This is a genomic window from Ferruginibacter sp. (genome assembly GCF_049840995.1).
In the GTDB taxonomy this organism is placed as follows: domain Bacteria; phylum Bacteroidota; class Bacteroidia; order Chitinophagales; family Chitinophagaceae; genus Ferruginibacter.
Window position 1 is genome coordinate 74,069 of the sequence record NZ_JASGIP010000002.1, and the last position, 14,010, is coordinate 88,078.

The window sequence follows — 14,010 nt, forward strand, 5'->3', positions numbered from 1 at the left end:
TTACTGTAAGGTAAATGGTCTGCAATAAGCTTAATATTTTAACCAATCAGTAATTAAGGATGAAAAAAATACTGGCGCTGGATGATAATGAAGATATACTGGAGATGCTGCAACTCATCCTCGGGAAAAAATACGAGGTGCACTGCATCACAGAACCAGACAGGTTTGAACCGCTGATGCATACCCTGCAACCTGACCTGGTGATCATCGATCATTTTATTGGCAATTATACTTCCGGTTCGGTAGTGGAAGATATTGGCAGGAACAACAGCCGTCGTACTTTTCCTTTTATACTTTTTTCAGGCTCACATGATGTTGAAAAGAAAGCTGCCGAATTGGGCGCTGCCGGTTTTATTACCAAACCAAGCAGTATTGGTTATATACGGGATTATATCGACCAGTTTTTTAATCCTGCCTGAGTATAGCTGTTATTGATAATTTACCACTAATAAACCTTATTCTTTTGATCATTGATACTTTAAGAACCGCCACCAAAAAAGCACACCAGGACCTGGATCATTATATTTTTCCTATCATACGGAAAATAGACGATAATGAGGAATATGCAAAACTGCTGAAAGTGTTTTTCGGGTATTTTAAACCGGTATATAACCAGTTGGATAAATACCTTACAGATGATAATGTGCAGCTGTACAGCAGTCGTCGTAAACCGGAACGCATTATCGAAGACCTTACAGCATTGGGTATGCAGGAAGAAGGATTTTTATTATGTGATAGTTGTCCATTGATCGATACAACAGCCAAAGCCTTTGGCGCTTTTTACGTGTTGGAAGGGTCAACTATGGGAGGTAATATCATTGTGCGCAACCTCATGGGACAGTTAAAAAAAGCGCCACCGGCAAGTTTCAGTTTCTTTTCCGGTTATGCAGACCAGAACCTCCAGATGTGGAATTTTTTCCTCACTGATCTGGAAAATAATACGCAACCGGCAGCAGTGGACGAACTGGTGCATACCGCTTCAGCAACTTTTTTAACATTCGCTAACTGGATAAAAAATAATTATGAGTCTGCAGATTAACAGTACCGGCCTGGAGGAAGTAAATTTATCCAATTGTGATAAAGAGCCGATCCATATCCCCGGTAAGGTACAGGAACATGGATTTTTACTGGCAGTAAACCGTTCTGCATGGACGATCGCTTATGCCAGCGATAATGTTACTGCCTATACGGGCATTGCATTGCCTGCTGTTTTTAATACAGGCATCGAAGATTTTATCAGCGCTACCGGCATGAAGGCCGGTAATGCCAATGTATTTGAGCTGATAAAATATGCTGCAGCAAAAGAAGCGGAAGACCTGAATTATATTACTGTCTACATCAAAGAAAAAGCGTTTAACCTTATTGTTAATCACTCCGGAGAATATCTATTGCTTGAATTTGAAGTGGCCGACCCGGAGATCGATAAAGCTTTGCAGCAGGTAATGGGCATGTCGCTTTCCAAGATACTGAATGCACAATCGATCACGGAAACACTTAATTTTTCTGCGCAGCAGATAAAAGAGATCATTCACTACGATCGTGTAATGGTATATAAATTCTGGGAGGATGATCATGGTGAAGTGGTGGCAGAAGAAAAGAATGATGACCTGGAACCCTTCCTGGGGCTGCATTACCCGGCATCGGATATCCCGAGGCAGGCAAGGGAATTATATAAGATCAACCTGGTGCGTATCATTGCAGATGTATTCAGCACACCATCCTCTTTATTTGCTGCAGATGAGCAACTGGCAGTGCAGGCGCTTGATCTTACACATTCCACTTTAAGAGCTGTATCACCCATTCATATCGAGTACTTAAAAAATATGGGCGTGGCATCCAGCTTCAGTATCTCGATCGTTATTAAAGATCGTTTATGGGGTTTGATCGCCTGTCATAATTATTCGCCCCGCTTTATCGATTACAAAGCACGCAACAGTTGCAAGCTTATCTGTAAAGTACTTTCTTCGGCGCTTGAATACAGGGAAGAACAGGAAAGAAAAGAAACTTCGGCAGGTTTTGAATCGGTGATACAGGACATTATAAAAAAGTTCCGCAGGCAATGGAATATCACCGAAAGTTTATTGAGCAGCCCTTCCGATTTTTTATCGGTCACCAATGCAACCGGTGCTGCATTATTATTCGAGAACCAGTTATACACGCTGGGTGAAACTCCTGATCATACTGCCATTAATAATTTGTTCCAGTGGATCAAGAACCACAACCGTTTCAATATTTATCATACCGATAATTTATCCCGTCAATATCCTCCTGCTGCTGATTATATGACGCAGGCGAGTGGCTTATTAGGGTTCCCGCTTTCCTGGGAAATGGATGAATATATCATGTGGTTCAAACCTGCCATTAAAAAAAGTGTACGCTGGGCCGGTAATCCCGATAAGCCGGTGGAAGTGGATAAGAACGGGCAACAACTTATTTCGCCCCGCCGCTCTTTTGCAGAATGGTCGCAGGAAGTTACGGGCAGTGCAGCGCCCTGGGCTGCTGCCGAGATCAATGCAGTAATGAAATTGCGGGAAGAGATTATTTATGCGATCAATGAAAAAGCCAATATTGTAAGAAGGCTGAATGAAGAACTGAATAAGGCTTACGAAGAACTGGATACTTTCAGTTACACCATTTCGCACGACCTTAAAACGCCGTTGGCATCTATAAAAAATTACACGGAAATTTTACTGGAAGACAATGAGAGCCTTGATCCGGAAGTAAAAAAGATACTGGGCAAAGTGGTACGCAATGCAGATAAGATGAATTTCCTTATCACCGAGATCCTTTCTTATTCACGTATTGGTAAGCAGGAATTGCGTACACAGCACCTGGATATGGAACAGATGCTGGCGGGTATCAGGAACGAAGTGTTATCAGCTTATAAAGACAGTACTGCCCAGGTGATCATTGAAGGCAGCCCGCCGATAGATGGTGATGGTATCATGATATCGCAGGTATTTACCAACCTTATTGATAATGCGGTAAAGTATTCTCAAAAAACAACAGCACCCAAAGTAGTGATACGTGGGCAAGAAAAAGACGGCGAGATCGTTTATACAATACAGGACAATGGTATTGGTATTGATGCAGCTTCCGGTGACCAGGTATTTGAATTATTCAAACGACTGGAAAATGTACGGGGATATGATGGCACGGGTGTTGGTCTTGCAATTGTGAAACGCATTGTGGAACGGCACAAAGCAAAGATCTGGTATGAAAGCGAACCCGGTAAAGGCACTGTTTTTTACCTGGTATTCAATAAAAAATAAAAGTATGGTTATGAATAATAAAATAGACCTGTTATTTGTAGAAGACAATGAAGATTACATTGAATTTGTAAAGCGTGCCTTGAATAATATCAATAAAGAGATCGTGCTGGATTATGTAACAGATGGTAAGGACGCTATTGAATATTTTGAAAAGAAAGCTGCACAACCACAGGGCACTGCAAAGCTTATTATCATGGATATTAACCTGCCCGGTATGAATGGTATACAGGTGCTGCGTAAGATCAGGACCATTCCTCAACTCAAATATGTTCCTGTGGTGATGTTCTCTTCTTCTTCCAATGCAGATGATATAAAAAAATCGTACGATTGCGGCGCCAATGGTTACATAGTAAAACCATTAGGCCTGCGGCCGCTTACAGAAACTTTACAATCGATCGTTGATTTTTGGCTGGCGCGTAATTATTGCTGCAATTAAAAGCAAGGCAATTATATCAATCCCATTCTTATCGCCTTGCCAATAAGCGTGGCGGTATTCTTTACATCAAATTTTTCGAGCAGGCTTTTGCGGTGGGTATTTACTGTAGGTACGCTGATAAAAAGTTTTTCAGATATCTCGCCATTAGTAAGGCCATCTGCTATCAATTGCAACACTTCTTTTTCCCGGCGGGTAATAAGGGGTTGATCGGAAGCATTGCTTTTAAGCGTTTGCACCGCTTCGGAACTGAAGTACGTATTCCCTTTCAATACGGCGTTGATCGCTTCCAGCAATTCTTCGCGGCTGGCATTCTTTAAAACATAACCTGCTGCACCATTGTCCATCATATTGCGGATGATGGCATGCTGGTTAAAAGTACTGAGGCCCAACACCAATACGGCGGGATACAATTGTTTCACTTCTTTACAAAGATCGATGCCGCTTTTATCGGGCAGGTTCACATCCATTAAAATAATATCGGGTTGCTGTTGTTTTAAAAAAGCCAGGCAGGAAGCCGCCGTAGTGGCATGACCCAGCCATTCCACATCTTTTTCGTTCTGCAACAGCGAACGGATGCCTTCTATCACCATATAATGATCATCCACTATAAAAATGCCTGTCTTCATCCAATATTTATTTCGATCATTACGGAAGTGCCTTTTCCCGGGGTGGATTGAAGATCCAGTTTCCCTTTTAAAAATTCAACGCGGTTCTGAATATTCTTCCAGCCCATACCTTCTTTTTGGGACAATGTTGCAGTGTCAAATCCTTTGCCGTCATCTTCTACCGTTATGGCCAGCGATCTTTCCTGCACCGATACATGCGCCTGCACCAACACCGTTTTAGCAGCGGCATGTTTAATAGCATTGTTCACCAGTTCCTGCACAATGCGGTAAATGGTTACCGCATTGGTTTGCGGTAGCTCCACTTCGCCCATGTTCATGGAAAGATAGTTGGCGTGTATCACACCACTGTGATCTATCTCGTTGCAGAATTCTTTCAATGCAGTATCCAGCCCGTATTTTACCAATATCTCCGGCATCATATTATGTGCCACCCTGCGCATTTCACGGATAGAACTGTCCAGCATATCAATGCTGCGTTCAAAAGCCTGAGCATTATCAGGCGTCATGATTAAATTTCCTTTCATATTGCTTAAAGAATATTTTATGCCACTCAGCATTCCTCCAAGGCCATCGTGCAGGTCTTTTGCAAGCCTGGTGCGTTCCTGTTCTTCGCCTTTCAATACTGCTTCTGTAGCGGTGAGTTGTTTTTCGGTTTCCAGTTCATTTATTTTTTGCTGCTGTATGATCTGGCGGTGCCTGTAGCTGCGATACACAAGCAGCAGTATGATCAATAATGCTGCAGCGCCGCCAATAAGAAAATAATTCAGGACGGATTTTTGTTTCAGCTGCACTTGTTGCAGTTTTATCTGTGCTTCTTTTTTTTCTGTTTCGTATTTTGTTTCCAGGTCTTCGGTATAAAAATTCAGTTCTTTAATATTTTCAGTAGTCACCACCGAATCATATTTATAAGAATAATTCATGCCCTCTTTTATTTTGCCCTGCATATAATTTAATATAGCATAATCCTGGTACAGGTTTTCCAATGGGTCCGGGTTGTTATTTCTTAAAGTGATACTGATGCCACTGTCCAGCTCAACTTTTGCCTGGTCAAATTTACGTTGTGCCATTAAGTTTAATGCCAATGCATTATGTATGTCGGCTACAGTCTTATCGTCAGGAAAATCTTTACTATACTTTACTAATTCATTAGCATAATTCTGCAGGGACCTGGTGTCACCGGTCTTAAAATAATCATTACAAAGATTGACCAATGCAAAATTGATGTTCACGATATCTTCTTCTTCTTTGGCCAATTCTAATTGCCGTAAATTGGTTGCGATACCGCTGTCGAGCATATTTAACCCGGAATAACCGGCTGACATGTTATTCAATCCCATCATTACGGCAAAAGAATTATTGAATTGCTTTCCATAATCAATCGCTTTTTTTGCATAGTCGATGCACTTGTCGTATTGCTTCAGGTTAAAATAGGTATTGGATGCGGTAAGATTACGAACAGGGAAACTGGCGCTGTCCTTGGTTTTTTCAGAAATATCCAGGCATTTTAAGATGCAATCAATAGCGGATTTATACTGGCCAAAGTGATTGTAGACCGCTGCCAGGTTATTATAGGTTTTGGCCAGTAATTTCATATCATCACCTTTTTCCGCGATCGCTTTATTCTTAAGTGCATAGTCCAATGATTTTTTATAATCATTGTTGTAATAATAGTATTCTACATAACCCACGTTAATAAAAAAATCCAGTTTGTCTGTTTTCAATTTCTCTGACAGCTTGGTTGCTTTATCCAGGTAATAATAGGAACTGTCGTAGTTTTTGGTGGCATATTGTTTCTGTATATACAATATCAGCCTTATGGTTGACGTATCTTCTTTGGCAGTCTGCAGTAAACGGAGCAGGCTGTCTTTATTCATGGTGGTTTGCGCCATTGCGGCCTGAGCCCCCATCCAAAAACAAACAGTATATAAAAATAATTTCCTCATAAAGAGTAATTTACTGGTTTTAGCAATTGCAAAGTAAGTATTCAGCAATTTTTTTTGCATCATCTTTTTTAATGATTTTTTATAATGGGTCCTAAAAATCATCTTTTTTAATGATTTCACCTCCCAATACCTTCTGATAGTTTTGTTACATAAAAAATCACCAATGAAAAAAATAATTTTGGCTGCATCCTGTATTTGTTATGCAGGCATATCAATTGCCCAGGTAAAACCTATTAGTACCGATGTAAAAAATAAAGCGCTTATTGGTACTACGGCTGAATTTAAGCTTCAACGCCTCAAGGATTATTCGGCTTCATTTGCCCCGGCTGTGGTTACCAGGAATATAAACGGGATAAATATCAAATACACGGCAGTAAAAAACCCGGCAACCAACACTGATGTAACCATCAATACACAAACGCCTTCCAGCCAAAGCCAAAATGGCTTTCTCTGTACCACCACTTATGAAACGGTTTCTGCCAATACCAGTATATTCAGCAGTGTGAATATGGGCGGGCAGGGCATTTACCCAGGGGCTATTTATAATTTCAACGATTTTATGGTGGGCAATACCAGCAAGCCTGTGGGAGAAGGTAAAAGAAATCCTATCATGCTCACCACCGATAATAATAATACATCAGGCGATGTAAGTGTTTTAGTGTCTAACATAACTTCATCGGAAGCCAATATAAATTCGGCCAAACAAAATATTGTAAAAAACTTTTCAACTACTTTCACGGCAGCGGATGCACAATCCCACTATTATTACCTGGAAAGCACGGCTGCACAGCTTTTACGCATGTCGGGCGGTGGTGCTATAGGCGGTTTCTCTGCGGGGGGCGGTTTCACCAACCAAAAAGAAGACCATCATTTTTACGTTACATACGATTGGATCGTCCCGATGTACACTATTTCGACAGCAATTCCTGCTACTGGATTTTTTACCGATGCGGCGCTGGAGAAATCCCCCGACCTGGTATGGATTAAAAGTATTACCTATGGTACACGTATCCTGGCTACTATCAATATTGATGAGAACAGCCTTGCAAATACTTCCTTTGCTAATTTTAAATATGGTGACAAACTAAATAATTCGCTCAATGTAGATATGAATTACCTACAGCAAAATAAAAATGCAAAATATTCTATCGATACTTACGTAATAGGCACCAGTACACAGGCATTGGCAAATGCCACCTCCATACCAGGGCTGAATAACTTTGTCAACTCCATACTTTCGCACCTTTCTAATCAAACCGCTAAACCCATAAGCTATGAGCTTTGTGATATGGCTGGAAATACTGTAGGTATAAAAACCGTTACCGATCCTTATCCTGTAAACAATTGCGTAAAACAAAACTCATCATTCAGGTTGCAATCAGCCGAAGTAGAGGTATGGACAGGTAATGATAATAAGGTAGCCGGCTCTAATGCAATAGTAGAAATATATACTAATACAAACAACCCGGGAGGAAGCCTCAGCGGCAAATTTGTTGGTAAAACCATGTCCAATGCAGAGTTTCAGCGGGGAAAAAATAATTGGCTGAACATTTCTCCCGATCCCAATGCCAAACTGGGTTTGCTTTCAGATTTTCAATCCGGCATGAACCGGCTGGATGTTTTCTTTGAGCCTAAAACACCCGATCTTATTCTGGATGAATGGGATGTGGCCACAGTAAAAATAAAACTGCATTTTGTTGACATGTATGGAGGTGAATACAAACCTGAATATTCATTTGAAATGAATAATGCCAAAGCCCATTTGCTGAAAAATAAACAACGGCTCAGTTGTTATTTTGACGGAACTCTCAATCCAACAACTTCTATACAACCATAAAAATTCTTTCAATGAATAAGTTTATTTATTGTATCCTGCTGGTATTTACATCCGGCATATTACATGCACAGGAACCGCTGCCGCCGGTCAAACAACCGATAAATATTAAAACACCCACATTACCGGCTAAAGGTAATATTGATCCTAAAGAATTGCCAACCAAGCCTAATACATTGGCATTTATGCTTACTTCTCACACCTGGAGCTTTATCCGCTGGTGGGTTACAGGATCAGTGGGGCATTCAATAACGGACCCGGCATTCAAATTTCTTTCGGGCAATGTTATAAATTGCAGCCTTACAACACCGGAAGCAAAAATTGCATTGCAGTCAGGTACTTACAGTATCAATGGAAATAATGTTACCATCATCCTTAAAAAAGAATCCGAATGTAACGATGACGTGTAACCTGTTATACAACAGCACAAACCAAATACTTACCGGCACCTATAGCCTGGTAGTATTGCCGATAGCAAATCCGCCTGCCGGCTATACGGCCGGAACTGTTACTGGAGATATGAAACTGGAATTGAAACCATAATTTAAAAATGATGAAAAAACTAACCAACCTTCTTGCCTTTATAATAATGGCTGTTTCCTGTTTTGCTCAAAAGCAAACTTTTGATGTAGTGAATTATACGCTGCCCAAAGGCTGGGATAAAACGGAAATGCCGGGCGGCATACAGCTTTCTGCCAAAAACGATGGTAAAGGAAACTATGCCACCGTTGTTATTTTACGTTCGGCAGTAACCACGGCATCAGCAAACGACAACTTTAACAGCAGTTGGGAACAACTGGTGAAAAGTACCGTAACTGTTGCTGGTGAACCAACCATGCAGGAGCCGGCTGTTGAAAAAGGCTGGAATGTAATTTCCGGGCAATCCACCTACACCGAGGGCGCTAATAAAGGATCGGCAACGTTGATAACTGCTACAGGAAACAGCAAGATGGCGAATGTGGTGATCATGACCAACACCAGTAAATATCAAACCCAAATACTCGATTTTATAAAAAGCCTGGACCTGAACGAAACGGCAACTGCACAAAGCAACAATACAAGCCCAGCTTCTACAACAAATGCTGTAACAGGTTCCGGAAACAAAAATATTTATTCCATCACTGTGCCACCTACATGGAATTTAAATGCCGGAGGGAATAGTTTAACGTTAGAAAAAAATACAACCACGGGAAAAAGAATTATTGAGTTCATGAGTATGGTAAAATCATCGGGCAGTTTAGAAAAGGATATGGAACATATTTTTTTCGAGGTTTTTGATGGCTGGAGTCTGTACAACAGTCCCAACAACCTTTTATTTGAAAAAGGGGACCATGAAAAAGGAGTTACCTGCCAGGGCCTGCCTTATTATATGCTGAGCAATAGCATCAGGCAAAACGGTTCGGGCAATGGTGATGTAATAAAAGGTACTGTATTGCTTATACAGGTTGGATCTAACGTGGCTATTATCAATACGGCTGATAAAATATTGGGCAGCGATGCAGAAATGGCTGTGAATTTTCTTTTATTCACCCTAAAAATAAATGGTGCTGCCGAAAAAAATGTGGATTATAAAAATCAGCTGATCGGTACATGGGCATCAGGCAGTGGGGTATACGGCAATAGTTTGATCACAGCCACCAGTTACACTGCAGAAGGAAAATGTTATGTGCTGGCACAATCCTCTTATACTGTTGGGTATGATTATTATAATGACCTGATCAAGAAAAAACAATTTAAAAGCGAGGGCACATTTGCATTCAAGGGGAATGTATTGGAAAGAAAAACGGGTTCAGTTGCCGGAGCAAAATACTTTACAAGATTTTATTCAAGAAAATATGGCAATAATCAGTGGTCAGATCTAATGGGTTTGTATCTGTATGACTATGATAAGAACAAAATAGAATCACTTATTCCTTTTCATAAGATTTGATTACCATGATATATCTCAACAATGAAAAAGATACATCTCCTTATTCTTCTTTCACTTCTATTACATTTAATGCCATGCAAAGCACAGAGCGACCAGGAGTTGAACAGGGATTCTGTTATTGGCTGGCAATATATTGTTAATCCAATCAATGCAAAAGCCGCTTATAAACCCATCAAAAGCCAGTATGCCAATAATGCTACTTACACAGTAGGGCAGCAACAGGCTTCGGATATGCTCATCAACTGGATACAGCAATCCTACCTGCCCCGTGGTATCGTGATGCGTACCATTGCAAAAAATGACGAACGCTGGTACGTGGATGGTAATGGCCCGCTGCAGAGTTACGGGGTGAATTTTTTAGGGTATGCGGCATCGTTTGCACATGGAAAAATTGATCTGCGCTGCTGCGAACAGGGGCAAAGATTGCAGGCCGGGTTCAATGATTTTCCGGGTGTGTGTATCAAAGGATTTAACCCCGGCGGATTGTATTTTTTTGCAGAGCAGGCTCCCTTTACAAGCGGTGATGATGATGCACAACTATCTAAAGAAGGAATAGATAAAAAGATACAATCCGGTCTGTATAACTACCGCACTTATTTTGATCATTACCACGATAATGGGCAACAGGTTTTCAGGATCGGTGTAGTGGTTCCAAAAAACGGCGACTGGCCTTTTAAACCTGTATTGGTAAAAGATGCTGTGGCTTATATACAGCAGCAGATGGCCGCATACCCGGGCATCATGCAAAAAAATCCTTACTCTGCCGAGCCGGTAAAAAAAGCTTTGGAAAGATTACAGCCTTATTACAATGAAGTAGTGAAATTAAATGCGAACTATAATTACAGCACCGCTATCAATGATGATAATGGCCATTACCTGCTGAACCCGGAAGCTATTTTAAACGGGAAACCCATTAATAAGACATTCCCTGAATACAATATTCTTGTCATTACTACCCAGCAAACCATTGACCAGACAAAAACAGATGATCCGTTGTGGATGTACCTTAACTTAACACCAAGCAGCGTAACCCTGCAGGGCAATCCTGCAAAATTCGATACAAAGTTTGGTACAGGCGTAGCGCACATGGTGTATTCATTGCTGAACAATTTCAACTTTGATTATGTGGCCAAATGGCTGGCACAACCTGCCGCAAGAAAATCGATGGCCTATGCACCTGCAAAGATGCCTGCGAAAGTAGCGGGGAATGTTGCTGTTGTACCTGTTGCAGTTTCCGCAACAGCATCTGCAAAAAATAAAGATCCTTACACCATTTTATACGAGGATTTTGAAGGTTATCCTGCCGGTGAAATATCGGCCAAAAAATGGCATACTGCAGGATATGGTTTCGCCAATGCTTCTTTAATCACGGTGAACGGGCAAAATGGCAAATGGGTGATGATCCCCGAAAAATTCACTTTTTATCCTGACCTTGATATCCCGCTTACAGCAAATTATACGGTAAGTTATGATGTATATTTTGGTGCCGGCATTACGAACAAAAGGGTGTCGCACTATTGCAGGCTCGATGCTTATGATCCTAAAGACAAATATCCGCAACCTATGAATATGGCCAGTGCCATTGATAAAGGAATGGACTTTGCCATTGCCATGAGTGGGGAAGGCACAATAGAATGTAAATTCAGGAAAGGGCAGTATAAAGAAATGTTTGAGAATATAAAACTTCCTGCATTTAAAGAAAAAGACATAGCGCACGTAAGCGTATCCGTAAGCGGTACTGCGGTTGCTGTTTCGGTAAATGGTAAAGAAGTTATCAGGAACGACAATGCTATGCCCGTTGAGCTGCCGTATAAAAGAGTGGGTTGGTATTGCAGCAATCCCAATATGCTGTTGGGGAATATTTTTATAAAAAGTAATACTGCTGTTCAAAATAATACTCCAAAAGAATCGGCATTTGCAGGAGTAGTAAAAGAGAAAACACCTGCTTCCATTTCCGATGCCGCTACTTTTGAAACATCAGATTATTCATTCAAGCCGTTGCAAAGAATAGATAACATGCCGCCGCTGAGTTATCCTGCAGGATTTAAAAGCACTGCAGCTATTCCGGCGCAACCCGAAGGAAGCAATAAAGCAGTGGCGAGTTTGCCCACATTCAAAACACCCGCCCGCTCTGCACTGCTGGATGCATTGCCCAATGCCGCCATGAGCAGTACAGCATTTAAAAAAATCATTGATGACCTGAAAGGAACGGTTGCTGCAAAACTCAATGCAGATAATGCGGGCAAGATCGATGCTTACCTGAAAACAAAAAAAATAACCAGTTCCAATGCTATAACAAACGAAGCTGTTACTGTATGGATAAAAGGCAAGCCTACTGCGGCTTTGTATTTATTCTGCAAAGCACTGCAGTCTGACTACAATGATATGAATACGGCGAACAACCTGGCAGCATTGCTCAATACATACGGGTATGCAGAAAAAGCCATTGCGGTATTGCAGTATGTCAATTCAAGAGTGAATGGATCACCAGATGTGCTGGCCAATTTAGCTGTTGCCTATTACAATTTAGGAGATATGGATAATGCGTTGCTGTATGCCGGTAAAAGTATAGATAAGGACAGCCTGAATACCAATGCCAATAAAGTAGCTGCTTTTGTTCATTTAAACAAAGCATCGCAAAGCAATAACAAAGCTGAAGCAGATAAAGCCATCGGTTGTTTAAAAAGATCTTTAAAAAGTCATTATGACCCGGAATCATCCGAACTGCTGAACAAAATTGAAGATAAACATCAGAAACAAAATGATTTTATCAATACCAATTTCAATGAGTTCCCCATGTTGCGGCGTTTGGAATTGCCTGCTATGACAGAAGACCTGGCACAGGCTCAATCTTTCAACCGGTTTTTAGAAAAAGAAAAAAGCGCCTTGTTACAAACAGCAGACGATATCAGGGCAACCTTGAAAAAAATTCCTGCACAGGATATGAAACAGGTGATGGACAATATCAACCAGCACAGAGGAACAGCTATGCTGATGATAAAAGCAGCTGGTATTATAAATCAAACTGCGGCCTGGTATATGAAAATGAAAGGCGACCTGGAGCAGCTTTTTACACAGGATAAAACGGCACTGACAACTGCGTACAATAAAAAAATAAGCGCTATCAGTAAAAAATATAGTGAGCGCTTAAATAAACTGGAAGGCGGTGAAGGCAAAGGGGATGAAGAAGAAGAGATAGAACGTTTAAAAAAAGCACGTTGCGAAGAATACAATAAAGAAAGTGCCCAATACCTTGCAGATGTGGCCAAACTCACCAACCAGTTTGCACAAAAAAGCGAACTGGTAAGCCGCACTTATTTCAGGGATTATGCCAACTGGATGCCTGTGCAGTTAAATGATACCAGTATCCGCTACCTGCTGGATGCACAGGCCAAGTATATTAGTGATGTGAGTAAAATTCTTTCCTTGTATACTGCAGTTGAGCCTTGTATCTATCCATCGCAGCAAATCAAGAATGACAATACCAAGGGTAAACCCAAACAATGGGATGATAAATACTGCCCGGCCATACTGAACCAGGAATTAAATGGGGGAGCGGTAAGCGTGCGATCTACCTGCACTTCTTTTAGTGTGGAGGGCGGCGAAGGATTGCTGGGTGAACTGACGATGAATTATAATGAGGACGGCACTTTTAAAGATATCACCATTGGTGTAGGTATAGGTGCCGAAGCGAATGTTGGTATTAAGGGAGCTTCTGTATCTGCCGGTGCATCGGCAAAGGAATATATCACGATAAGTGCATCGCAGGGTGGCCCCGAGGTATCAGACTGGGGAGTGAAAGCAGGTGTGAATGCAGGAGCTAATGCAGGCCCTGCAAGCGGTGAAGTAAATATTGCTTCCACCAATATTTCGGCGAACGGTGGGGTTACGGCAGGTGGTGTGTTATCCAATGCACTGGGCTTGCCAAAGTGATAAATCATCTTTTTTAATGATTGCCCTGGTCATTGC

10 protein-coding genes are annotated in these 14,010 nt (G+C 41.3%); 8 read left to right on the plus strand and 2 right to left on the minus strand.

Annotated features, from left to right (window positions below; genetic code table 11):
* The first annotated feature begins 59 nt into the window (after positions 1-59).
* From QM738_RS01480 to QM738_RS01495, 4 genes are read left to right on the plus strand one after another with little or no spacing between them, the layout of a single operon-like run.
* Positions 60-419 carry a response regulator gene (locus QM738_RS01480; protein WP_462274904.1) on the plus strand — a complete coding sequence of 120 codons (360 nt, stop codon included), beginning with the start codon at positions 60-62 and terminating at the stop codon, positions 417-419.
* Between the two features lie 44 nt (positions 420-463).
* The gene (locus tag QM738_RS01485) at positions 464-1,039 is read left to right on the plus strand and encodes a biliverdin-producing heme oxygenase (protein WP_462274905.1); all 576 of its coding nucleotides are present in this window, start codon (positions 464-466) and stop codon (positions 1,037-1,039) included.
* Entirely contained in the window at positions 1,023-3,272 is a 2,250-nt protein-coding gene (locus tag QM738_RS01490) for an ATP-binding protein (RefSeq protein ID WP_462274906.1), read from the plus strand. The genes QM738_RS01485 and QM738_RS01490 overlap by 17 nt, the downstream gene beginning before the upstream one ends.
* Positions 3,273-3,282: 10 nt before the next feature.
* Positions 3,283-3,708 carry a response regulator gene (locus tag QM738_RS01495; RefSeq protein ID WP_462274907.1) on the plus strand — a complete coding sequence of 142 codons (426 nt, stop codon included), beginning with the start codon at positions 3,283-3,285 and terminating at the stop codon, positions 3,706-3,708.
* 11 nt (positions 3,709-3,719) lie between these two features.
* On the opposite strand, the gene QM738_RS01500 is transcribed toward QM738_RS01495, so the two are convergent.
* Both QM738_RS01500 and QM738_RS01505 read right to left on the minus strand, forming a co-directional pair.
* Positions 3,720-4,334 carry a response regulator gene (locus QM738_RS01500; protein ID WP_462274908.1) on the minus strand — a complete coding sequence of 205 codons (615 nt, stop codon included), beginning with the start codon at positions 4,332-4,334 and terminating at the stop codon, positions 3,720-3,722.
* Positions 4,331-6,277, minus strand: coding sequence for an ATP-binding protein (locus QM738_RS01505; RefSeq protein ID WP_462274909.1), 1,947 nt, complete (start codon positions 6,275-6,277; stop codon positions 4,331-4,333). Before QM738_RS01505 ends, QM738_RS01500 begins: the two co-directional genes overlap by 4 nt.
* Before the next feature lie 163 nt (positions 6,278-6,440).
* On the opposite strand from QM738_RS01505, the gene QM738_RS01510 reads away from it, so the two are divergent.
* The 4 genes from QM738_RS01510 to QM738_RS01525 all read left to right on the plus strand — a co-directional run bounded on the left by QM738_RS01510 (position 6,441) and on the right by QM738_RS01525 (position 13,974).
* Positions 6,441-8,114, plus strand: a complete 1,674-nt coding sequence (locus QM738_RS01510; RefSeq protein WP_462274910.1) for a hypothetical protein — start codon at positions 6,441-6,443, stop codon at positions 8,112-8,114.
* Between the two features lie 11 nt (positions 8,115-8,125).
* Complete coding sequence (locus QM738_RS01515; RefSeq protein ID WP_462274911.1) at positions 8,126-8,521, plus strand: hypothetical protein; 396 nt, start codon at positions 8,126-8,128, stop codon at positions 8,519-8,521.
* A gap of 140 nt (positions 8,522-8,661) precedes the next feature.
* Positions 8,662-10,041 carry a hypothetical protein gene (locus tag QM738_RS01520; protein WP_462274912.1) on the plus strand — a complete coding sequence of 460 codons (1,380 nt, stop codon included), beginning with the start codon at positions 8,662-8,664 and terminating at the stop codon, positions 10,039-10,041.
* Between the two features lie 69 nt (positions 10,042-10,110).
* Positions 10,111-13,974: a tetratricopeptide repeat protein gene (locus tag QM738_RS01525; protein WP_462274913.1), complete on the plus strand. Its 3,864-nt coding sequence runs from the start codon at positions 10,111-10,113 to the stop codon at positions 13,972-13,974.
* The last annotated feature ends 36 nt before the right edge of the window (positions 13,975-14,010 follow it).